Origin of the sequence: Sphingobium sp. B8D3A, from assembly GCF_025961995.1 — a bacterium.
Taxonomy (GTDB): Bacteria; Pseudomonadota; Alphaproteobacteria; order Sphingomonadales; family Sphingomonadaceae; genus Sphingobium.
In genome coordinates this window covers 1,121,188-1,143,680 of record NZ_JAOQOS010000001.1, presented here as the reverse complement: position 1 = coordinate 1,143,680, position 22,493 = coordinate 1,121,188, and the positions used below count along the sequence as shown (strand labels likewise).

Sequence of the window (22,493 nt, the reverse complement as noted above, 5' to 3'; positions counted from 1 at the left end):
CGACCGCTCAGGGCGTCTGCTGCTGGGCGGGGCGCTGCGATTGGGCCTGATCGCGGTCCTGATCCATGCGCTGACGCAATTGCGGATCGGGCTCCAGATCGGGGACGGGTGACGGCAGGATGGGCGCGGCGCTGTCCGATGTGGTCGGCGTGACGCCGAGATCCGCCAGCGGCTCGTTGTTGGTCGGCGCCGGGGTGCCAGTCGTATTGGCGGCCCCGGTCTGTGCGGCGGCGGACGACGCATCGCTCGACATCGCCGCCGTATCGCTCGTCCCATCCTGACGGACGGCATCGACGATCAGGTTCGCCAGCGTAACGACCAGCAGAACCGCGGCCAACCCGACCAGGCCGATCTGCACGCGCTGCAACTCTTCACGATGGGCGCGAACGTCGCTCTTGCGGCTCACTGCTTCCCGTTCGGGCCGACTGTCCGCCATTTTTGCGCTCCCTAGTCCGCCAACCACGGGAAAGGCGTCAATCCCTTGGAAAGCAGCCAGTCCCGATTGTAAAGCGTGGAAAGATAGCGAAGGCCCGTGTCGCACAAGATGGTGACGATCCGGCTGCCCGGCCCGAGCTTGCGCCCCAGCGCCACGGCACCTGCGACATTGATGCCGGTGGAAAGGCCAACGCACAGCCCCTCGCCCATCAGCTTCTCGACCCACATCATGCCTTCTTCGTCAGACATGCGGAACTGCGTGTCGATCGGCGCGCCTTCCAGATTGGCGGTGATGCGCCCTTGCCCGATGCCCTCGGCGACGGAGGAGCCTTCCGCCTTCAACTCGCCATGGGCGTAATAATTGTAAAGCGCCGCGCCATAGGGATCGGTCAGCGCGATGGTGATCGCCTCGCTCTTCTGCTTGAGGCCGAGGCCGACGCCCGCAAGCGTACCGCCCGTTCCGGCCGCGCAGGTGAAGCCATCGATGCGCCCTTCCATCTGCGCCCAGATTTCCTCGGACGTGCCGACGATGTGAGCTCTGCGATTGGCAATATTGTCGAACTGATTGGCCCAGATCGCGTTCGGCGTTTCCTCGGCGAGACGGCGCGAGGTGTGCACGAAGTGACCGGGATTGGCATAAGGCGCGGCGGGGACGAGCACCAGCTCGGCACCAAGCGCGCGCAACGTGTCCATCTTCTCGCGGCTCTGCGTCTCGGGCATGACGATGATCGTGCGATAGCCCTTGGCATTCGCGACCAGCGCCAGGCCGATGCCGGTGTTGCCGGCCGTCCCTTCGACGATGGTGCCGCCGGGCTGCAGCAAGCCCTTTTCCTCGGCATCTTCCACGATGAACAGGGCGGCGCGGTCCTTGACCGAGGCGCCCGGGTTCATGAACTCGCATTTGCCATAGATTTCGGCGCCGCTGGCCTCGGACGGCCCGGCCAGCCGGACGAGAGGCGTATTACCGATGAGGGAGATCGTATTGGGATGGACGGTCATAGCGACTGACTAGGACGACGAAGCGCGCTGGGCAAGGCAGGAGATTGCATGGCCGCCGCAAGCCCAGCTTGTCGCGCGAGGCCGCCGGAACGCGCTTATTCGGACCGGACGAGCGCCTGATCGTCTTCGCCCTGTTCGCGGGCCGCGCGCCGATCCGTAAACCAGATGAAGATCAGTGTCATTTCGTAGAGGATGATGAGCGGAATGGCGAGCATGAGCTGCGAGACCACATCGGGTGGCGTGAGAACCGCCGCCACCGCCACCGCACCGACGATGAAATAGCGCCGCGCACCCACCAATTGCGCGCGCGAGACGATGCCGGCCCGATTGAGCAGCATCACCAGGACCGGCAGCAGGAAGCTGATTCCGAAGGCCAGGATGAATTGCATGACGAGGCTGAGATAGCTGTCCACGCTGGGCAGCGCTTCCAGCTGCATCCCCCCCGCATCGCCCTGAAAGCGCAGGAAGAAGTGAAATGCGGTCGGCATCACCAGATAATAAGCGAAGGCCGCGCCGCCGACGAACAGGATGGGCGTTGCCAGCAGAAAAGGCAGCAGCGCCCGCTTTTCCTTGGCATAGAGGCCCGGCGCGATGAACGCCCAGAGTTGGTTGGCAGTGATCGGGAAGGAGATGAAGAAGGCGCCGAACATGGCGACCTTCAGCTCCACGAAGAACGCCTCATAGAGCTTGGTATAGACGAGCTTTCCGACCGTGTTGCCAAAGCCCTGCTTGAGCGGCTCGACGAGAAAACCGAGAATGTCGCCCGCGAAATAATAGCAGACCGCGCCGGAAATGAAGAGCGCGGCGACGCAGCGCAACAGGCGCTTTCTCAGCTCGATGAGATGATCGAGCAGCGGCGCCTTGGTATCGTCAATGTCCTTCATGCGGTACGCGGTCCGTTCGGCTCGTCGGAGGTGCCAAGCGGCAGGCTGGACTGCGCCATGCTTTCGCCGGCGGGCGCGTCGGGCTTGTGCGCCGGGCCGGCATCCTCGACGATCTCACCGGGATGGGACGGCGCGTCATCGGTCGCGACCTTGTCGTCACGATCCCCCAGCAGTTCCGGCGCGCTATGATCCTGCAGGGCGGGTGTGCTCGCCGGATCGCTGAACTCCGTATTGCGGGTTTCGTCCATGATCTTCTGGTTCTGCTTGGCCCACTGCTTCTGCAGTTCCTCAAGCTCGGCTTCGCGCACCATGGCGTCGATGCCGCTGCGGAAATGGCGCGCCATGCCGCGCGCCTTGCCGACGATCTGACCGAATTTATAGAGCGCGCGCGGCAGATCCTTGGGGCCGATCACGAGGACCGCCACCACCGCGATCAGCAGCAGCTCTGTGGACGCAATGTCAAACATGCCAGGTTGGCCTGATCAGACCGCCCGGATCAGCTTTCGAGCTTCTGCTCTTCGCGCGTCGCGCTGCTCTCGCCGGCTGCGGACTGGCGATCGATGCGCTGCGCAGGCTTCGCCGCGCTCGCCGTATCGCCGTCATCATCCGCAAGGCCCTTCTTGAAGCTCTTAATACCCTTGGCGACATCGCCCATCAGGCTGGAGATGCGTCCGCCGCCGAACAGCAGCACGATCACCAGCACCAGTACGACCCAGTGAATCGGGGAACCGAAACCCATCAGAAATCTCCTGTGAATGCGCCCTAACTAAGCCCTGCGGGTCCATAGCGCAATGGCCATCCCGGCATCAGCCCTTGCCTCATCGAATAAGGCGATCAGTCCTCATCTTCTTCATCTTGTGGGTCATTTTCAAGACTCCCCTGCAAATCCAGTGATTCCATCGCCAGATCGACCGGATCGAGCAGGCCGGCAGCGCGCAGATCGTCGATCCCGGGCAGATCGCGCCGACTGGAGAGGCCGAAGTGGCTGAGAAAATCAGGGGTCGTCGCATAAGTGAGCGGCCGTCCCGGCACCTCTCGCCGCCCCGCCGGGCGCACCCAGCCCGCCTCCATCAGCACGTCCAGCGTCCCCTTGCCGACCTGCACGCCGCGAATCGCCTCGATCTCCGCGCGGCTGACCGGTTCGTGATAAGCGATGATCGCCAGCGTCTCGACCGCGGCCCGGCTGAGCTTGCGCGGCTCCTCCCGCTCGCGGCGCAGGATATGACTGAGATCGGCTGCCGTCTGGAAATGCCAGCGCCCGCCCCGCTCGACCAGTTCAATCCCGCGACCGGCATAATGCGCGGCCAAAGCCGACAGGCAGCCCCGGATATCGCCGTCCAGCCCGCTATGCCGCTGGATCTCGGCGACCGTCAGCGGCGCCTCGGCCGCGAACAGCACGGCTTCCACGAGACGTTCCATCTCGCTCGCAGCATGGAACGCCGGCGCGCTCATGACGGCACCGCCGGCGCGCGCAGATACAGCGGCGCGAACGTCTCTTCCTGCCGCAGTTCGACGCGTCCCAGCCGCGCCAGTTCCAGCGCTGCGACGAAACTGCTGGCCAACGCCGAGCGGCGCAGCTGCGGATCAGCGGTTTCGGGGAGGAACCGGCCCAGCTCGGCCCAGTCCAGCTCCATGCCGATCAGGCGCGACACCCGCTCAATGGCTTCATCCAGCGTCATCACCGGCCGGCGATGGACAATGTGGATGCGCGGCGCCGTCCGCGCCTTCACCTGCCCATAAGCCTGAATGATGTCGAACAGGCTGGCCTGCCACACGATTGCGCGCGGCCGGTGCAATCCTTCCGGCGCCGCGCGGGGGAAGACATCCCGGCCCAGCCGATCCCGCGCCATCAGGCGGGCGCCCGCCTCGCGCATCGCCTCCAGCCGCTGCAGCCGCAGATGGAGGCGCAGCGCCAGTTCCTCGGGCGAGGGCTCGGGCTGCGCTTCCTTGGGCAGCAGCAGCCCGGATTTGAGATAGGCGAGCCACGCCGCCATCACCAGATAATCGGCCGCCAATTCCAGCCGCAGTTCCGCCGCTTCCTCGATGAAGCGCAGATATTGCTCGACAAGGGCGAGGATGGAAATCTCGCGCAGGTCCACCTTCTGCGTCCGCGCCAGTGCCAGCAACAGATCGAGCGGCCCCTCCCAGCTTTCCACCGAGACGGTGAGGATGGCATCGCCCGGCAGGCGGCGGACAGGCTCCATCCACTCGCCATCGAACAGCCCGGTCGGCGCCTTATCGGCAGGCTGGACGGGCGAGCTGGCGCTCATGCCGGCGCGAGGGCCAAGAGCGCGTCGCGCGTTGCCATCGCCTTCTCGCCCGGCCAGGCCGGATCGGCGCCGGCGGCGATGCTCGCCATCGCCCGGTCCAGCCGCTCACGCGCCGCGTCGGACATGTCCGGCAAGCGCGCGGCGATGGCTGTCATCTCGTCCATCCGCCCCCAGCAGTTGAGCGCGAGATCGCAACCGGCCGCGACCACCGCCTCGGCCAGTTCATCGGCGGGACCGTTCAGCGCCTTCATGTCGAGATCGTCGGACATCAGCAGGCCGTCAAAGCCGATAGCCCCCCGGACGATCTCGCGAATCACATAAGGCGACAGGCTGGCCGGTCGATCCGCGTCCCAGGCGGTGTAGACGATGTGCGCGGTCATGCCCGCCGGAGCGTGACGCAGCGCCCGGAATGGCGCGAGGTCGCGCTCCATCTCGTCGGCGCTGGCCGAGACCGTGGGCAAAGCGAGATGGCTGTCGACCAGCGCGCGACCATGCCCCGGCATATGCTTGATGATGCCGGCGACGCCGCCGTCCCTCAGCCCCTCCAGCGTCGCCCGGCCCAGCGCCGCGACCCGCATCGGCTCAGCGCCGAAGGACCGATCCCCAACAATGTCGCTCGCGCCGGGATAGCGCAGATCGAGCACAGGGGCGGCATTGGCGGTGATCCCGACATCCGAGAGCATCGTGCCCAGCAGCCGGGCATTGCAGCGCGCCGCCTCCATGGCGCTCGAGGGCGCGAGATCATAAAGGGCATCGAAGCGCGCGGCGGGCGGACATTCGGGCCAGTGCGGCGGGCGCATCCGGGCGACGCGGCCCCCTTCCTGATCGATCATGATGTACAGATCGTCCCGCCCGGCAATCTCGCGCAGCTCATCGGTCAGCGCGCGCAATTGGGCGCGGTCGGCGATGTTGCGGCCGAACAGGATGTAGCCCGCGGGGTCGCAGGCGCGGAACAGCGCCCGCTCTTCCGCGCTGACACGCTCGCCGGCAAGGCCGAAGATGACCGGCTTCATCGCGCGGAGATCACCGGACGACGATGCAATTTTCGCCCGCCACCCGAAGCCGCCCGCAGGTGGCGGTGGCATCCGCCGGGGAGGCGACGCTGGCGCGCAGACGATACAGGGTGCGTCCGCCCGTCTCGACCGGCTCGACGCTGTGCTTGAGGGCCGAGAGATAATCGAATCGGCCGGACTGCTTCTTCCAGACCTCCTCGGCGATGGCGCGCGAGGCAAAGGCGCCGAGCTGAACGCGCGGCCCGGTCAAGGTATCGACATCCTCGACCTTCGCCGGAGCCGGCGCCGCCGGCTTGGGCGTGGAGGCCGTCTTGACCGGCGCGATGACGGTGGGCTTGGCCGCCGGACGCTCCGCCGGGACAGCCAGAGCCGGCGCGGTCGGGCCGGTCTGCTTCAAGTCGTCACGCGGTGCTTCCGGCACGCGGCTCGCATCGATGCGGCCCGAAGCCTCCCGGCCCTCGCTGGCTGCAAAGGCTTCGTCCCCTTCCCCATCGAAGGTGCGCGCGTCCGACGCGTTGGCCGGAACCTTGTAATCCTTGTTCTCCGCCGCGATCAGCGGCGCCGAGCCATCGCTGCCGCTGCGATCGCGATTGCTGAACAGATAGCCGCCGGCGACAATCACCCCGAGCAGAACCAGGCCCAGCACCGTCAGACCGACGATGCGGATCGGGGACACCCTTTCGGTCTCTTCCTCGATTCCTGCGGGCTCCAGCCAGGGCAGCCGGTCCTCGTCATCAAGATTGAGACCGTTGTTCGGCTCCCCGGCTGACATCAGTTCATCTCCTCAAGCGCGCTGACGCCCATCAGGGCCAGGCCGTTCTTGATAACCTGACCGATTCCGGCGCTCAAGTGCAGTCGCGCCGCAGTGAGGCCCGCATCGCCCGCGACGATCACGCGCCGCTCGGGCTGATCATTGCCGAGGTTCCACCAGCCATGGAAGCTGGCGGCAAGATCGTAGAGATAGAAGGCGATGCGATGCGGCTCACGCGCATTGGCGGCGGCTTCGACCACGCGGGGGAAAGTGGCCAGCTGTTTGACCAGATCCAGCTCCTCCGGGCCGAACAGCGCGCTGTCCGCCGCGGGCAGACCGTCCGGGAAGCTCTCCTGTACCCGGCGCGCCAGCGAGGAAATCCGCGCATGGCCATATTGCACGTAGAAGACCGGATTGTCCTTGCTGGCTTCCACCACCTTGGCGAAGTCGAAGTCCATCTGCGCATCGGCCTTGCGTGTCAGCATGGTGAAGCGGACGACATCCTTGCCGACCTCCTCGACGACGTCGGCCAGCGTGACGAAATTGCCGAGCCGCTTGCCCATGCGGACCAGCTCGCCATTGCGCATCAGGCGCACCATCTGGACCAGCTTGACGTCGAACTGGACCTTGCCGCCGGTCAGCGCCGCCACGGCGGCCTTGATGCGCTTGACGGTGCCGGCATGGTCGGCGCCCCAGATGTCGATCAGCTGGTCGGCATTCTCGGCCTTCTGGGCATGATATGCGAGGTCGGTGCCGAAATAGGTCAGACCGCCATCGGACTTGCGCACCGGCCGGTCGCTATCGTCACCGAACTGCGTCGCCCGGAAGAGCGTCATTTCGGTCGGCTCCCAATCGTCAGGCAGTTCACCCTTCGGCGGCTCCAGCACGCCCTGATAGATGAGGCCCTCCGCCTCCAGCCGGGCCAGCGCCGCATCGACGCGGCCGGCCTGCTGCACGGCCGCCTCGGAGGCGAAGACATCATGGTGAATGCCGAGCAGCGCCAGATCGGCGCGGATCATGTCCATCATCGCGGCGACGGCACGCTCGCGGAACAGGTCGAGCCAGTCCGCTTCCGGGGCTCCGACGTAGCGGTCACCAAACTCCGCCGCCAGCGCCTGACCGATGGGGATCAGATATTCGCCCGGATAGAAGCCCTCGGGGATCGCGATGGTCTCGCCCAGCGCCTCACGATAGCGCAGATGCACCGAGCGCCCGAGCGTCTGCACCTGCGCGCCGGCATCGTTGATATAATATTCGCGGATAACGCTGTGTCCGGCATATTCGAGCAGCGCCGCCAGCGCATCGCCGACAACGGCACCCCGGCAATGGCCCATGTGCATCGGCCCGGTCGGATTGGCCGAGACATATTCGATGTTGACGCGCACGCCCTTGCCCATCGTCGAGCGGCCATAATCGGACCCAGCCGCATGAATGGCCGCCAGCTCGTCTTCCCAGGCAGTACGGACAAGACGCAGGTTGATGAAGCCGGGGCCGGCGATCTCCACGCCGTCGACATCCGCGAGCGTCCTCAGCCGGCCAGCGATCAGCTCGGCAAGGGCGCGGGGATTGGTGCCGGCGGGCTTGGCCAGCACCATCGCCGCATTGGTCGCCATGTCGCCATGCGAGGGGTCGCGCGGCGGCTCGACGGTCACGGCGGCGCAATTGAGGCCGGCGGGCAATTCGCCAGCCTGCACCATGTCGTCCAGAAGGCCGTCCAGCGCGGCGGCGATACGAGCGAAGATATTCATCGGGTCAGCGGTCCTGTCAGCATCGGCGGCGCGGCTGCAGGATGCTGCGGTCGTCCGGCCGCCGGAAAATGTCAGCGGGTCACGTTATAGCGGAGCTGGTCGGTGGTCAGGTTGAAACCCAGGAGCAGCTCGAAGCTGCTTCGCTGGATCGCCTCGCGCACTTCCGGGCGGGCCAGCGGATCGAGCGCCGCGTCCTGGTCGCCCGTCTTGCGCGGGCGGGTGATCATGCGCTCGATCTCGGGCGGCAGCGTTGCCGCACTGCGATCAATATAGGCAGAGGTTGTGCCCGTCGCCTCGGCACGCAGCGCGCCCTCGGCGAAATTCAGCCGCACCATAGTGACGCGCTTGGCGGTCACCGCCGTCGCGCCGCGCACGACTGCCGCGAAGACGGGCAGATCGACCGTCCGCGCCGGGCCGGCATCGCGGCGCACCGCGACCACCTTGTAGCCGACCTGCGAATAAATGTCGGTGTCGCCCGTGGTGCACGCCGGCCGCACATCGGTGAGCGTCGCGACCACGTCGATGGCGCGTGCATCGCGGCTGTCGGCCGGGTCGAACAGGGTAACGTCGCCGGTGTGCGCGGCCACGGCCACCGTCGGGCATGCGGTGCGGAACTGGATGATGCCCTGTCCGGCGGAGTCGATGTCGCCGCGCTTCGCGCAGCCGGCCATCAGGGCGACAAGAGCTGCCAGAACGGCGGGTTTCGAGAGAGCGGCGATCCGCACGATGGCTCCAATTCCTTCATTCTGGCGCGCGCGGGATATCCCGCGCGCAATCGGGTCCGCGCTTCTTAGTCGCGCTCCCACGGGCGCGCAACCGAAAGGGCACGTCGCCCGGACGGGTTGCAAAGACCTCGCCCGCGCCAGATGACCGCAGGATGAACCGGACGGCCGTTGCGCCCTCCCCCATTCTTCCGGCTTTCCCTCAGGCGGCCATGCCCCTAATGGGACTGGATGGATGGATCGACACACATGCCCGACATGCCTGCCTCTCGCCAGCGCCCCGCCCTCACCGTTCTGGTCGCCGCACCGCGCGGCTTCTGCGCCGGTGTCGACCGCGCGATCATGATCGTGGAGCGGGCGCTCGAGAAGTTCGGCGCGCCAGTCTATGTCCGGCACGAGATCGTCCACAACCGCTTCGTCGTCGATGGGCTGCGCGCCAAGGGCGCCATCTTCGTGGACGAGCTGGACCAGGTGCCCGATGGGCGGCCAGTGGTCTTTTCCGCCCATGGCGTGCCCAAGGTCGTGCCGGCCAATGCCGAGGCGCGCGGTCTCGATTATCTCGATGCGACCTGCCCACTGGTCTCCAAGGTCCATCGACAGGCCGAGCGGCAGGTGGAGGCCGGGCGCCACATCCTGTTCATCGGCCACGCCAATCATCCCGAGGTGATCGGCACGTTCGGCCAGGTGCCGGACGGCGCGATGACGCTGATCGAGACGCAGGCCGAGGCCGAGGCCTTCCAGCCCACCCCCGGCGTGTCGCTGGCCTTCCTCACCCAGACCACGCTCTCCGTCGACGATACCGCGGACATCGTCGCGACGCTGGAGCGGCGCTTTCCGGACATTGCCGCGCCGAAGGGCGAGGACATCTGCTATGCGACCTCCAACCGCCAGGCCGCGACCAAGGAAATCGCCCGTCGTGCGCAGGCGGTGATGGTGATCGGCGCGCCGAACAGCTCCAATTCCATGCGGCTGGTCGAGGTTGCCGACCGCAGCGGCGCGCGCGCCCGCCTGATCGAAACGGCCGACGAAATCGACTTCGACTGGCTGGCCGGCGTCGAGACGCTGGGCGTGACCGCCGGCGCCAGCGCGCCCGAAGTGCTGGTGCGCAGCGTGATCGACAAGCTCGCCACCCGGTTTGATCTGACCGAGGAGGAAGTGCTCACCACCACCGAATCGATCACCTTCAAGCTGCCGCGCGGCCTGGAAGCGGCCTGAGCCATGGCTGTCTATACGCAGGTGCCGGCCGAGACGCTGGCGCTCTTCCTCGAACGCTACGATGTCGGCACCCTGCTCGCCGCCAAGGGCATCGCCGAGGGCGTCGAGAACAGCAATTATCTGGTCGACACGACCGGCGCGGACGGCAACGGCGCCCGCTTCATCCTGACGCTCTACGAAAAGCGCGTGGATGTGGCGGACCTGCCCTTTTTCATGGGCCTGCTCGACCATGTCGGCGCGCGTGGCTGCCCGGTGCCGCGCTTCATCCATGACCGCGAGGGCAAGGCACTGCAGACGCTGTGCGAGCGGCCCGCAGCCCTCATCGAGTTTCTGAACGGCGTCTCGGTGACGCATCCGACCCCGCCGCAGGCCCGGTCCGCCGGTGCGGCGCTGGGGCAGTTTCATCGCGCAGCCGAGGATTTCTCCGGCGAGCGCTCCAACACGCTTGGCCCGGAAGGATGGCACCGCCTCGCCAACGAGTGCGGCGGCGCGCTGGATGCCATCCAGCCGGGGCTGGAACAACGCGTGCGGGCCGAACTCGCCTATCTCGACGCGCGTTGGCCGGGTGCGCTGGCGCGTGGCGTCATCCATGCCGATCTGTTTCCGGACAATGTGCTGATGCGCGGCGATGAGGTCGGCGGACTGATCGACTTCTACTTCAGCTGCACGGACATCCGCGCCTATGATCTCGCCATCATGCATGGCGCCTGGTGCTTCGGCCCCGACGGGCGGGACTTCGACAGCGCCGTGGCTTTGGCGCTGATCGCGGGATATCGCGCGACGCATGGACTGACCGCGGAGGAATATGCCGCGCTGCCTGTCCTCGCACGCGGCGCGGCGCTGCGCTTCCTGCTGACCCGCGCCTATGACTGGATCAACACGCCCGCCAATGCGCTGGTGACGCGCAAGGACCCGCTGGCCTATCTGCGGCGCCTCGACTTTTATGCCGAAACGGACGCAGCGGCGCTGTTCGGCTCGGCCTCGTGAAAACCGTCCAGCTATTCACCGACGGCGCCTGCAAGGGCAATCCCGGACCGGGCGGCTGGGGCGTGGTGCTGCGCTTCAACGGCCATGAGAAGGAGCTTTCCGGCGGGGAAGCGCACACCACCAACAACCGCATGGAGCTGATGGCCGCAATCGCCGGCCTCAACGCCCTCAAGGGGCCGTGTCACGTGATCCTCTCCACGGACAGCAACTATGTGAAGGACGGCATCACCCGCTGGATTCACGGCTGGCAGCGCAATGGCTGGCGCACCGCCGACAAGAAACCGGTCAAGAATGCCGACCTCTGGCAAGAACTGCTCGCCGCCGTCGCGCCCCACCGGATCGACTGGCAATGGGTAAAGGGCCACTCCGGCCACCCGGAGAACGAGCGCGCCGACCGCCTCGCCAGTGATGCAGCGGAGCGGGCGCGAGGTTAGGCGGTCATCAACTTCATCATCGACCTGCTGAACGGACTGCACGTCCGTCAGCCTGTCGATCGGATCGAGGCTGGCCTCATCGGGCTCGAACTAGTGCGCTCGACTGTCCCGCCGCCGCAATTGTCCGCAAGTTGTTGGGTGCGGGCATTGAGCCGTTGCACCAGCGTCCCGAGACTCTTCTGGCGGCCGAGCCCGCGCTGGTGGATCTAGGCTTGGCGATCGGCTCGGTGCGTCTCAACAATCTGGCACCGAGCACCGAACTGGAGCGGGCCCTGCAAACCCCGACCTTCGAGCCTCTGCACCAGAAGGCTGACGACGCAATTTTCGAGTGCCGGGTTCTGGCCGTCGACAAGGAGCACACCAACAAGGTCGAGATGGCCAAGCGCGAGAAGCAGCAGATCGCCGAGGAGGCCGAAAATGCCCGCGACCGTGCAACCGGTCATGGCGAAGCGGAGCAGGTCGGATGCGGAAGCGGAAGCCAATCGCATCCGCACGGTCGAAAGCGCCGAGACGGGGCCGAGCAGGCCCACATCGCTGTCTGTCGCAATCTGCCGGCTGGCGTCCTTATGGATTGGCGGCACGCGAGCTGCCCGGGAACCTCGACACAATCGACCCCCCGACATTCTGGCCGCCGTCATGCGCGAGTTCGCCATGAAGCCGGCTCCAGCGATTGACGCCCAGTGAGGGGAAGAAGCATGGCAACGCTGGCACCAGGCAGTCTTAGTATTATTATTGCATTCATGCTAGTTGTAGAGCTCGAACTTACAAAGATTTAACATTACTATGTGGTTCGAGAAATACGACTACACGGAAATTATTTTCGCGTCGGGCTGATCAATTCTTGCGATGCTATCACGGAATCCCAGAAGCATTTGGAGACCAAGCGTTATGCACGGAGCCGATAAGCCCCATGCGCCACCACACCGTTGCCCTCGTCAGGCCACGCCATAAGTCTCGATAAAAATATCGGGAGACGATGCATGGAGATCAATCCGCTTCATCCGCTGTTTGCAGCGGAACTCATTGGCGCTGACCTGTCCACCGAGCCGGATCAGGCGCTGATCGACCTCGTCGAAGAGGCGATGGCGCGCTATGCCGTGCTCGTCATTCGCGGACAATCGCACATCGATGATGCGGACCAGATCCGCTTCAGCCGGGCGTTCGGCCCGCTGGAATTGCCCCATGGCACCCGCTCTGGCGCCGCCGCTCCCCGCAAGCGGATCAGCCCGTTGCTGTACGATGCCTCCAATCTCCGGCTGGACGGAGAGATCATGGCGCCGGACGACAAGGCCGTCGCCAACAACAAGGGCAATGAGCTGTTCCACATGGATAGCTCCTTCCACGCCATGCCCACCAAATGGTCCCTTCTGCTCGGCCACAGCGTCACCAGCGAGGGCGGTGAGACGGAACTTGTCGACACCCGCGCCGTCTACGACGCGCTGCCCGAGGATGTGCGCCAAAGAATTGAGGGCCGCGTTGCCGAACATAATGTCTGGATCTCGCGCCAGCGCATCGGCTTTGAAGGCACGCTGGCGCTCAAGGAAATGTATCCCGCAGTCACTCATGACATCGTCGGCATGTCGGCCTCCGGGAGAAAGTGCCTCGTGATCGGCTCCCATGCGGATTACATCATCGGCATGGATGAGGCCGAGGGCCGCGCCTTGCTGGACTCCCTCGTCGCCTTCGCATCCCAGCCACAGTTCATTTATCGCCATCAGTGGAAGCAGGGCGACCTGCTCATCTGGGACAATCGCTGCACCCTGCATCGTGCCCGCCCGTTCGATTATTTCGGCGTGAAGCGCGATCTGCGTCGCTCGACCATTTGTGAATATGGCAACGAAATGTCAGCCATCGAGGCGCGGCGGACCTGATCAGCGCCGCCGTGGGGGGTCGATATGCACAAGCTGAATAACGGTTATCGCCGCGCCCTCATGGCCGCTGTTCATGAGCGATGATATCCGCCCATCGTTGGATCGACACGCCGCCGGCTCGTCAGCCGCGGCCCACGCGCCAGCCAAGCTACCGCCCAAAGAGCGGCGCTTAGAGTAGCAGCGATTTCAAGGGAGAGTGATATGGGGCTCAAGACGATTTTTGGTTGTTCTGCATCGGCAGCCGTGCTGGCAAGCCTGTGCGTCGCGGCGCCTGCCATCGCGCAGGATGCGGCCGAGACGGCCAGAACCGACGGTGACATCGTGGTGACGGCGCGCTTCCGCGAGGAACGCCTGCAGACCGTGCCGATCGCCATCACCGCCGTCACCGGCGACGAACTGGTGGCGCGCGATGCGCGGGACGTAACCGCGCTGTCCAACACCACGCCGAACATCTATCTGCGGGAAGGCAGCGCCGCCTTTGGCAAGTCGCTCCAGTCGACCATCCGTGGCATCGGCGAGTCCGATTATCAGTTCACCATCGAGCCTGCGATCGGCGTCTATGTTGACGACGTGTATCACGGCACGGTGTTCGGCGGCGTGCTTGGCCTGCTCGATCTGGAACGCGCGGAAGTTCTTCGCGGTCCGCAGGGCACGCTGTTCGGCAAGAACTCGCTCGGCGGCGCGCTTCGGCTCGTTTCCAAGCAGGCGACCGGCAGCAACACCGGCTATGTCGAGGCGACCGCAGGCAGCTACGACCGCATGGACGTGCGCGGCGCGTTCGATGCATCGCTCATCAAGGATCGCGTCTTCCTGCGTGTTTCGGGCGCGTCGCTGAGCCGCGAGGGCTATATGTCCGTGCTGGACTTCGCCTGCGCCAACCCCGGCAGCACCGGCGCGGGCACGGCGCCGCTGTCCTACCTGCTGCGTCAGAGAACGACGGAATCCGGATGCGAGGTCGGCAAGCTCGGCAACATCAACACCAAGGCGGCGCGGGCCTCTCTGCGCGCGCTGGTGAGCGATGACCTCGAAGTGACCGTGACGGGCGATTATTCCCGCGATCATACGGCGCAGAGCGCTTACAAGCTGCTCACCATCAGCCCGACGCTGACGTCATACAATGCCACCATCGGCGTGCCGCTGTACGGGATTCCCTACGACAGCCGCTTCATCACCAACTCGCCCTACACGACCTATGCCGCCTATCAGCCCGGCCGCAACGGTCTGGCCCTGCCCAATGAGAGCAATCTCGATCAGTGGGGCATCACCGGGAAGATCGACTGGAAGCTGGGCGAGAATATCAGCCTCACCTCGATCACGGCATGGCGGAAATATGACGGCTTCTTCGGGCGCGATGGCGATGGCTCGCCGATGGACCTGGGCGGCAGCGCGGAGACTCTGGGCCACCACCAGTTCAGCCAGGAAGTCCGCCTGTCCGGCCTGATGATGGATGACCGGCTGGATTGGACCCTGGGCGGCTATTATTATACTGCGACCGGCAATTATGACAGCTGGGTCTACTTCGCCACGCTCAACCTGACCCAGTTCACCAAGGATATCTCGAAGAGCAAGAACTACTCGGCCTTCGCGCATGTCGGCTTTGCGCTCACCGATCAGCTCAAGCTGAACGGTGGCCTGCGCTACAGCAACGAGAAGAAGGACTATGTGTTCGACCGTCTCTATTACGAGACCGGCACGCGGCCCTTCGCTTACACCACGGCCGATGTCGCCTATGACCGCGTCGACTATCGCGTCGGTCTGGACTTCAAGGCCAGCGAAGACGTGTTCCTTTACGGCTCGGTTTCCAGCGGCTTCCGCTCGGGTGGCTTCAATCCTCGTCCGCTCAGCGCGGCGCAGGTGACTGCGGTGTTGCCGGAAACGGTGACGTCCTACGAGTTGGGCGCGAAGCTCAACCTGCTGGATCGCGCCGTACAGGCCAATTTTGCGGTCTTCCAGACGGACTTCACCAACCGTCAGGTCACCGCCATCGTGCCGGATCTCAACGGCGTTCCCAACTCGCTGCGCACCAATGCCGGCACCGCCCGCATTCGCGGCGTGGAAGCCGAGGTGACGGTGCGTCCCACGCAGGGCCTGACCCTGAACGGCATGTTGGGATACAATGACTTCGAGTATACCGACCTCGGCGCAGCGGCCGCCGTTCCCAATGGGCCCTGCGCGACGTGCGAGCCGGTCGGCGCCCCGGCGTTCAACTATGCCGTCGCGGCGCAGTATGACATCGACCTCGGCTCCGCTGGCGATGTGAGCCTGCGGGCCGACTGGAACTGGCGCAGCCGCATCTGGTACGATCTGCGCAACACGCTCAGCCAGTCCCAGCCGGGCTATGGCCTGCTTGGGGCGCGGGTGAGCTGGCAGCCGGATGCGAGCGGGCTGACGCTCTCGGCGTCGGTCAGCAACCTGACCGATACCTTCTATTATACCGGTATTGGCCCGACCTCGACGGCCGGCATCCAGGCCACCCCGTCCAGACCGCGCGAGTGGGCCGTCACTGCCCGCTACGAGTTCTGAGCAAACAATGAAAGTTCAGGTCCGGGGCCGTCACAGGCCCCGGATTTTGCCTGACCGGCACAACAGCATGGCGACGCATCGCGAAACACGGGTCGCCCGGCATCGATGAGGACCGCTATGGACAATCTCGTTTCCACTCAATGGCTCGCCGAGCAGCTTGGCGCTCCCGATCTCTGCATCGTCGATGCGACGCGGCACCATTTCGAGCCGGAGCGGCAGTCCGCCGCCGAATATGAAGCCGGGCACATTCCGGGCGCGGTGTTTCTCGATCTGCTTCATCTGGTCGATGCCGCCTCCCCCATCGATAATACGATGCCGCAGGCGGAGCAGTTTTCGGCCCGGATGCGCGAGCTGGGCGTTTCTGCCGATCAACGCATCGTCATTTACGATGACAGCGTGGTGAAGACGGCGGCGCGGGCCTGGTTCATGTTCCGCATGTACGGCCTGCCGAACGTCGCCGTGCTCGATGGCGGCCTGGCGAAATGGAAGGCCGAGGGACGTCCCCTGGCCACCGGTATCGAGACGCGGACGCCAAGCACCTTCACTGCATCGTTGGATGCGGCGCGCTTGCGCGACAAGGCCGACGTTCTGCGTAACATCGGGGACAAGACCGCGCAGCATATCGACGGGCGCGGCGCGGCCCACTTCAGCGGCGCGGATGAGGACCCCAATCCCGCCGTTGCATCCGGTCATATCCCCGGCTCGATCAACGTGCCCTTCTGGGATCTGTTCGAGGCGGACGGGACATTCAAGAATGATGAAGCGCTCAACAGCGTGTTCGTCGACGCGGGCGTCGACCTTTCAAAGCCGATCATCACCAGTTGCGGCGGTGGTGTCGTCGCTTGCGCGCTTGCCCTCGCGCTGGAGCGGATCGGCAAGGAGGATGTCGCGCTTTACGATGGAAGCTGGACGGAATGGGGTGCCGACCCGTCCCTGCCCAAGGCCAAAGGCCCCGCGAAACCTGCTTCCGCCTGAGCGGACGGCAGCAGACTTCCCCTCGAACAAACCCCGCCACGCCCCTCGGCCGGCGAAAGAGAGTGCCATGACCCAGACCAACCCCATTCGCATCTACGACCTCAATCTCGTCACCGGCGCGACGATCAGCCCGTTCTGCTGGCAGGCCAAATATGCCGTGGCCCACAAGGGGCTGGAGGCCGAGATGAGCGAGGGGGGATTTACCTCGCTCTCGCGCCGCACGGGCGGCCGCACGGATTTTCATCCCGGCATCAGCGATGGCGACACATGGGTGTTCGAGAGCCTGCGTAGCGGCGATTTCGTCGTCGCGGATTATCTCGACCGCACTTACCCCGACCGCCCGATGCTGTTCCGCAATCCGGACCATCATGATTATGTGAAGTTCCTGGATACCTGGCTGTGGGCCACCGCGATCAAGCCTTGGTTCCAATGCTACATCCTCGACTATCACGATCTCTCCCTGCCGGAAGATCGCCCCTATGTGCGCGAAAGCCGCGAGCGGGATTTTCTGGGCGGACGCACGCTGGAGGACGCGCAGGCCGGACGGGAAGAGCGCCTGCCGCTGGTCGTGCCGCAGCTCGAGCCGCTGCGCGAAGTGCTGCGCGAGCGCAGATGGCTCGGCGGCGAGGCGCCGGACTTTGCCGATTATTCCGCGCTCTCCATCTTCCTGTGGGCCGCCTCCGTCGCGAAGACGCCGCCCCTCCCCGAGGATGACTTCCTGCGCGACTGGTATGAGCGCGGCTGCGATCTGTTCGGCGGCATCGGTCGCCATCCCGGCCTGCATTCCATCTTCGGCCTGAAGATGCCGACCGCCTGAACAAGCCCCGGTCCGTGTACGGCCGGTTCGCCGGCTGTCCGCGCCCATTCGAGACCAACAAGCATGACGATGTGCCAAGCGCGCGGCGGTCCCCGGATCGCCGCCTTTTTCCATGAGCCGAGCTTTACCGTCAGCTATGTCGTGCATGATCCGGCCTCCCGGCAGGCGGCGATCATCGACAGCGTGCTGGATTTCGATCCGGCCTCCGGGCGCACCGCGTTCACCTCGGCCGATGCCATCACGGCGCACGTGCTTGAGGCGGAACTGAGCGTCGCCTGGCACCTGGAAACCCATATCCATGCCGATCATCTCTCCGCAGCGCCCTATCTGCAGGCGAGGCTCGGCGGCCAGTTGGCGGTCAGCCGCGCGATCATCACCGTGCAGGCGCTGTTCGGGCGGCTGTTCAATGCCGGCAGCGATTTCGCGCGGGATGGCTCGCAGTTCGACCGGCTGCTCGAGGATGGTGACAGCCTGCCCTTGGGCAATCTCGACTGCCAGGTTCTCCATGTGCCCGGGCACACCCCCGCTGATCTCGCCTTTCTCATCGGCGACGCCGCCTTTGTCGGCGACACGCTGTTCATGCCGGATTACGGCACGGCCCGCGCGGACTTCCCCGGTGGGGATGCGCGCACCCTGTTCCGCTCGATCCGCCGCCTCCTCGCCCTGCCCGCCGAGACGCGGCTGTTCCTCTGCCATGATTATAAAGCACCCGGCCGGGACAGCTTTTGCTGGGAAACGACCGTGGCCGCCCAGCGCGCGGCGAATGTCCATGTGCGGGACGGCATCGATGAGGACAGTTTCGTCGCGATGCGGGAGGCGCGCGACAGGTCGCTTGCCATGCCTCAGCTCCTGATGCCATCCATTCAGGTGAACATGCAGGGTGGCCATCTGCCAGCGCCGGAAAGCAATGGCGTGCGCTACCTCAAGATTCCCATCGACGCCTTTTGACAGCGCCGTTCAGTCAGGTCATTTCTTCGCCGGCAGCTTGAACACGAAGATCGAGTTGCCCGCGCCGGAGGGCAGCGGTGTCTCCGGGAACGCCGCCGCGATGGAGCTTGCCGAAACACTATAGCCAGCGGGGACGACGAGATATTGCTCGCCGTCCAGCTCATAGGTCATCGGCGAACCGCCGACCGGCGCATTGAGCCGCTGCTGCCAGAGCACCGCGCCGGTCTTCTGGTCCCACGCCTTGACGAAGCGACCCGCGTCGCCGCCGATCACCAGCCCGCCCCCGGTCGCCAGCAGCGAGGATGTCGGGACGGTGCGCTGCCGCGCCTTCCAGCCCTCGACGCTCGGTTTGCGCGCGCCGACATTGATCGCCTCGACCAGTCCCGCATCCGTCACGCCTTCAGGCAAGGTGCGCGGCCCAAACTTCATGGACGCGATGATGTTGCCGGCCGTGAACTTGGTCTGAGTTGCCGAGATGGTATTGCACGCCTCGGTCAGCGGCACGTAGAACTGCCCGGTCAGCGGGCTGTAGGCGCCCGCCTGCCACAATTTCCCGCCGGAAATCGAGGTGCAGATATTCACTTCCTCGCCCAGCGCCTTGATGATCATCGCCTCATTGGGATGAACCGTCCCGTCCGGATCGATGCGCGAGACGGCATTTTGGAACACCGTCTCCTTCGACCAAAGATATTTCCCCGTATCTCGATCCAGCGCAAAGAAGATGCCGTTCTTGCCCGCGACGGAGATCATCAGGCGACGCAGCTTGCCGCCCTCCGGCACATCGACCAGCACGCGCTCGAAGGGGCTGTCCAGATCCCAGTTGTCGCGGGGGAGATGCTGGTAATACCATTTGATCTTGCCGGTATCGGCATCGATTGCCAGCGTCGAATTGGTGTAGAGGACGTTGCCCTTGCCGGTGCCGCGGATCAGCTCCGAATAAGGGCCGGGGCCGCCGGTGCCCCAGAAGGTCGTGTTCGTCCGCGGATCGTAGGAGCCGGTTGCCCAGGGCGTGCCGCCCCAGCGATTGGCCGGCGGCACTTCGCCCCAGCTCTTGCCCTGCGCCGGATTGGCCGGATCATCGATGGTGTTGACTCGCCACAGCTCCTTGAGCGTCTCGAAGTCGTGCGCCATGATGTAGCAGGCGCCGGCCGAACCGGCGGTCGAGCAGCCCGAAATCGCCGAGATGATCTTGCCGTTCACGACGAGCGGACCGACCGTGTAGCTATAGCCCTTGCGGTAATCGAGAGCTTGCACCTCGCGGCGGACCTCGCCCGTCCGCGCGTCCAATATGATGATGCGCGCATCGACCGTGGTGAGCACCACGCTGTCCTCATACAGCGCAATGGAGTTCTTCTGGCGGCGGCTTTGATAGGCCTGATAGCTCCAGTCGGCGGGAATCTTGGCGAGGGCCGGGCGATATTCCCAGATCAGGTCGCCGGTGCGGGCATCGAGCGCCTGCACGATATTGTTGTTGGTCTGCAGGAAGAGCATGCCATCGTGCATCAGCGGCGCCGTTTCCTGCACGCCCACATCAGCCATCGGCCACGCCCAGACGAGCTGCAACTGGCCGACCGTCTCGCGGTCGATCTGCGCGAGCGGGCTATATCCCTGATTGTCGATCGTGCGGCGCCAGGAGAGCCACTCGCCTGCCGGCGGATCGCGCAGCATCTGGTCGGTGACCGGCTCGTAGCGCTCCCTCACGCCTTGCGCGTGGGAAGGCATTGAAAGGCCTGCCAAGGCAAAAGCGGCACAGGTCATTGCAGCAAGGGAAGGCTTGCTCATTATAAACTCCATATCTGAGCAACCGGGTGCGGCAGGATCACTTCACGCTCGGCAGTGTCTTGCCCCAGGTGTAGGCTTGCGGCACGGCCTCAGGCGCTTCGTGTAGGGCGCTGGATGCAGATGGCGCCGGGCTGCCATGCGCACCGGCAATAGCTGCAAGGGACATGCCCTTCATCGCGTGCGGTTCCGCCATCAGCGGCACTGCGCCGGCGCGGGCGCCGTTCGCCTTGAGGATATAGGCCACGATGTTCAGATAATCCTGCTCGGCAAGTCGCCCGGGCGCCTGCGGCGGCATTGCTGTGCTGATGTAGGTATATAGCCCTGCCACCGTGTCGAAATTCTGCATCACATCCGTGCCGACAAGGCCGGGCGCATTGGGACCGCGCAGTTCCGCGCCGTGGCACATCGCGCACTGGCTGTTATAGGCCTTCTCGCCCGCGCTCGCCTGCTCGGCCGTGAACACGGTCACGGCCGGTTCGCTGGCAGCAATCGTGGAGGCTGCGAGAATCACAGCCGCGAGGGACACAGCCGATATCAGGACGAGATCTGTTCGGCTCATGTTTCTGCCCTCACGCACCGGCCCATGTCCGCGCTTCGGCTGTGTCACTGGAGAGATGGCGCCCGGCCCGCAGCATGATGGGGCCTGCAATCACCCCCACAAACGCCGTGATCGCCATGGAATAGCGGATCGCCTCACCCTGCCAGATCGTCGCCAGCTGGTCGTTGAGGATGCCGACGCCCAGCGGGCCGATGATCTGGCCGAGAATGGCGATGGAGAGGACGTAGAGCGCCATGCCGAAGGAGCGGATCGGCACCGGCATCACCTGAATCAGCAACAGGGACAGCAATGGCACCATCATGCTCGCGGCGACGCTGTCGATGGCCGCCCCGATCGCCACGAAAAGGATATTCGTCGAGAAGAGAAAGACATATTGCGAAAGGCCCACGGCGGTGAAGCACAGGGCCGGGAGCCAAATCCGCCAGCGCTCGTCATAGCGCAGCAGGCGCGCGAGCAGGATGCCGCCACCGATCGCGCCGACAAGGCCGGAAATGCCGCGGATGGGGCCGAGCAGGCTGGCGCTCTCCGCCACGCTCATGCCGTGCACGCGCAGCATGAAGGTCGTGCTCCAAACGATGTGCGCATAGAAGGAGATCGTCACCAACGCGGCGCCGAGCGTCGCGAACACATATGTGCGGCGCTTGAGCAGGAAGGCCAGCGAACTCTTGAATGTCGGCTTGGCGGCCTCGCCATCCGGCGCCTTGTCATCAAAGCGGCCACGCTGCGGCTCGCGCACCGTCAGCATCATCAGCAGACCCAGCCCCAAGCCCACGCAACCGGCCACCCAATAGACGACGCGCCATCCATAGAGATGCCCCATCCACCCCGCGATGGGCGTGAACACCAGCCCGGATATCGCCGTACCGGAGGCCATGATGGAGAAGGCCAGCGGCCGATGCTTCTTGTCGAAAATGTCGGAGAGCAGCGAGGTGGAGGGCGGCGTGCCCGCAGCCTCGCCGGCGCCCATCAAAAAGCGCGCCGCCGCCATCTGCCCCACATCGGTGACGAAGCCCGTCGCCAGCGTCATCACGCTCCAGAAGGAGAAGCCGATGCCGATGATCATCTTGCGGTTCCACCGGTCCGCCAGTCGCGCAATGGGAATGCCCATCACCGCATAGATCAGCACGAAGGCGACGCCGGTGATCAGGCCCAGCTCGGTGTCGGTCAGCTTGAGATCCGCCTGAATGAGCGGGAAGAGCAGCGAGATCAGCAGCCGGTCGAAATAGTTGAACGCATAAGCCAGGGTGAGCAAGGCGAGCATATAGATCGACCGGGGGGTCCACCCGCCGTCGCGCGATGCTGAAGCGTCGTGAGCGGCCGATGCTGCGGCTGAAGAAGGGATCGATGACATAGAACGGCCTTCAAACTCGATATGGAACGGGGGCGATGCGATGCGCAGATACGCCGCTAAATCCAACTCCGCTCATACGGTCGTCATCCTCTCAGGTCGGGCTGCAGCCCCTCATTGTCGATCATGCACGGCGAAGGCAATCGGGTGGGATGTGCGCTGGCCCGCATGATATTTTCCCGATGGCTAACATGGCGCCGCGGCGCTCACCA

Annotated in this window: 23 protein-coding genes; 9 read left to right on the top strand and 14 right to left on the bottom strand. The window is 65.1% G+C overall.

Annotated elements, in window-relative coordinates; translation table 11 throughout:
- Window positions 1–7: 7 nt before the first annotated feature.
- The 11 genes from M2342_RS05170 to M2342_RS05120 form a co-directional block, all read right to left on the bottom strand.
- On the bottom strand, window positions 8–436 hold the full coding sequence (locus M2342_RS05170; protein WP_264578305.1) for a hypothetical protein: 429 nt from the start codon (window positions 434–436) through the stop codon (window positions 8–10).
- An 11-nt stretch (window positions 437–447) separates the two neighbouring features.
- Window positions 448–1,434 carry a cysteine synthase A gene (locus M2342_RS05165; RefSeq protein ID WP_264578304.1) on the bottom strand — a complete coding sequence of 329 codons (987 nt, stop codon included), beginning with the start codon at window positions 1,432–1,434 and terminating at the stop codon, window positions 448–450.
- Window positions 1,435–1,529: 95 nt separating this feature from the next.
- Window positions 1,530–2,318 carry a twin-arginine translocase subunit TatC gene (gene tatC, locus M2342_RS05160; RefSeq protein WP_264578303.1) on the bottom strand — a complete coding sequence of 263 codons (789 nt, stop codon included), beginning with the start codon at window positions 2,316–2,318 and terminating at the stop codon, window positions 1,530–1,532.
- Complete coding sequence (gene tatB / locus M2342_RS05155) at window positions 2,315–2,785, bottom strand: Sec-independent protein translocase protein TatB (protein WP_264578302.1); 471 nt, start codon at window positions 2,783–2,785, stop codon at window positions 2,315–2,317. The genes tatC and tatB overlap by 4 nt, the downstream gene beginning before the upstream one ends.
- 29 nt (window positions 2,786–2,814) lie before the next feature.
- A complete protein-coding gene (locus M2342_RS05150) occupies window positions 2,815–3,057 on the bottom strand; it encodes a twin-arginine translocase TatA/TatE family subunit (RefSeq protein ID WP_181558851.1) in 243 nt (80 codons plus the stop codon).
- Between the two features lie 95 nt (window positions 3,058–3,152).
- The gene (gene scpB, locus M2342_RS05145; RefSeq protein ID WP_264578301.1) at window positions 3,153–3,770 is read right to left on the bottom strand and encodes an SMC-Scp complex subunit ScpB; all 618 of its coding nucleotides are present in this window, start codon (window positions 3,768–3,770) and stop codon (window positions 3,153–3,155) included.
- Window positions 3,767–4,522: a segregation and condensation protein A gene (locus M2342_RS05140; protein ID WP_264572368.1), complete on the bottom strand. Its 756-nt coding sequence runs from the start codon at window positions 4,520–4,522 to the stop codon at window positions 3,767–3,769. Before M2342_RS05140 ends, scpB begins: the two co-directional genes overlap by 4 nt.
- Window positions 4,523–4,584: 62 nt before the next feature.
- On the bottom strand, window positions 4,585–5,601 hold the full coding sequence (nagZ, locus tag M2342_RS05135) for a beta-N-acetylhexosaminidase (RefSeq protein WP_264578300.1): 1,017 nt from the start codon (window positions 5,599–5,601) through the stop codon (window positions 4,585–4,587).
- Between the two features lie 10 nt (window positions 5,602–5,611).
- Window positions 5,612–6,373 carry an SPOR domain-containing protein gene (locus M2342_RS05130; RefSeq protein WP_264578299.1) on the bottom strand — a complete coding sequence of 254 codons (762 nt, stop codon included), beginning with the start codon at window positions 6,371–6,373 and terminating at the stop codon, window positions 5,612–5,614.
- Window positions 6,373–8,100, bottom strand: a complete 1,728-nt coding sequence (argS, locus tag M2342_RS05125) for an arginine--tRNA ligase (protein ID WP_264578298.1) — start codon at window positions 8,098–8,100, stop codon at window positions 6,373–6,375. Before argS ends, M2342_RS05130 begins: the two co-directional genes overlap by 1 nt.
- 71 nt (window positions 8,101–8,171) lie before the next feature.
- Window positions 8,172–8,825, bottom strand: a complete 654-nt coding sequence (locus tag M2342_RS05120) for a hypothetical protein (protein WP_413715120.1) — start codon at window positions 8,823–8,825, stop codon at window positions 8,172–8,174.
- A 246-nt stretch (window positions 8,826–9,071) separates the two neighbouring features.
- On the opposite strand from M2342_RS05120, the gene ispH reads away from it, so the two are divergent.
- From ispH to M2342_RS05075, 9 genes are all read left to right on the top strand, one after another.
- Window positions 9,072–10,037, top strand: a complete 966-nt coding sequence (ispH, locus tag M2342_RS05115; protein WP_264578297.1) for a 4-hydroxy-3-methylbut-2-enyl diphosphate reductase — start codon at window positions 9,072–9,074, stop codon at window positions 10,035–10,037.
- A gap of 3 nt (window positions 10,038–10,040) precedes the next feature.
- Window positions 10,041–11,024, top strand: a complete 984-nt coding sequence (thrB, locus tag M2342_RS05110; protein WP_264578296.1) for a homoserine kinase — start codon at window positions 10,041–10,043, stop codon at window positions 11,022–11,024.
- Window positions 11,021–11,458, top strand: a complete 438-nt coding sequence (gene rnhA / locus M2342_RS05105; protein WP_181558845.1) for a ribonuclease HI — start codon at window positions 11,021–11,023, stop codon at window positions 11,456–11,458. Before thrB ends, rnhA begins: the two co-directional genes overlap by 4 nt.
- 212 nt (window positions 11,459–11,670) lie before the next feature.
- Window positions 11,671–12,132: a hypothetical protein gene (locus M2342_RS05100; RefSeq protein ID WP_264578295.1), complete on the top strand. Its 462-nt coding sequence runs from the start codon at window positions 11,671–11,673 to the stop codon at window positions 12,130–12,132.
- A 306-nt stretch (window positions 12,133–12,438) separates the two neighbouring features.
- Complete coding sequence (locus M2342_RS05095; RefSeq protein ID WP_264578294.1) at window positions 12,439–13,329, top strand: TauD/TfdA dioxygenase family protein; 891 nt, start codon at window positions 12,439–12,441, stop codon at window positions 13,327–13,329.
- Between the two features lie 201 nt (window positions 13,330–13,530).
- On the top strand, window positions 13,531–15,852 hold the full coding sequence (locus M2342_RS05090; protein WP_264578293.1) for a TonB-dependent receptor: 2,322 nt from the start codon (window positions 13,531–13,533) through the stop codon (window positions 15,850–15,852).
- 117 nt (window positions 15,853–15,969) lie between these two features.
- A complete protein-coding gene (gene sseA, locus M2342_RS05085) occupies window positions 15,970–16,827 on the top strand; it encodes a 3-mercaptopyruvate sulfurtransferase (protein ID WP_264578292.1) in 858 nt (285 codons plus the stop codon).
- Window positions 16,828–16,894: 67 nt separating this feature from the next.
- On the top strand, window positions 16,895–17,644 hold the full coding sequence (locus tag M2342_RS05080; RefSeq protein ID WP_264578291.1) for a glutathione S-transferase family protein: 750 nt from the start codon (window positions 16,895–16,897) through the stop codon (window positions 17,642–17,644).
- 63 nt (window positions 17,645–17,707) lie between these two features.
- Window positions 17,708–18,592 (top strand): MBL fold metallo-hydrolase, encoded by an 885-nt coding sequence (locus M2342_RS05075; RefSeq protein ID WP_264578290.1) that lies wholly within the window; start codon window positions 17,708–17,710, stop codon window positions 18,590–18,592.
- Between the two features lie 18 nt (window positions 18,593–18,610).
- Here the strand turns inward: M2342_RS05075 and M2342_RS05070 are convergent, their stop codons facing one another.
- Genes M2342_RS05070 through M2342_RS05060 form a run of 3 tightly spaced genes read right to left on the bottom strand, consistent with a single transcriptional unit; the run spans window position 18,611 to window position 22,194 of the window.
- The gene (locus tag M2342_RS05070; protein WP_264578289.1) at window positions 18,611–20,374 is read right to left on the bottom strand and encodes a pyrroloquinoline quinone-dependent dehydrogenase; all 1,764 of its coding nucleotides are present in this window, start codon (window positions 20,372–20,374) and stop codon (window positions 18,611–18,613) included.
- A 37-nt stretch (window positions 20,375–20,411) separates the two neighbouring features.
- Window positions 20,412–20,933 (bottom strand): c-type cytochrome, encoded by a 522-nt coding sequence (locus M2342_RS05065; RefSeq protein ID WP_264578288.1) that lies wholly within the window; start codon window positions 20,931–20,933, stop codon window positions 20,412–20,414.
- Between the two features lie 10 nt (window positions 20,934–20,943).
- The gene (locus tag M2342_RS05060; protein ID WP_264578287.1) at window positions 20,944–22,194 is read right to left on the bottom strand and encodes a spinster family MFS transporter; all 1,251 of its coding nucleotides are present in this window, start codon (window positions 22,192–22,194) and stop codon (window positions 20,944–20,946) included.
- Between the last annotated feature and the right edge of the window lie 299 nt (window positions 22,195–22,493).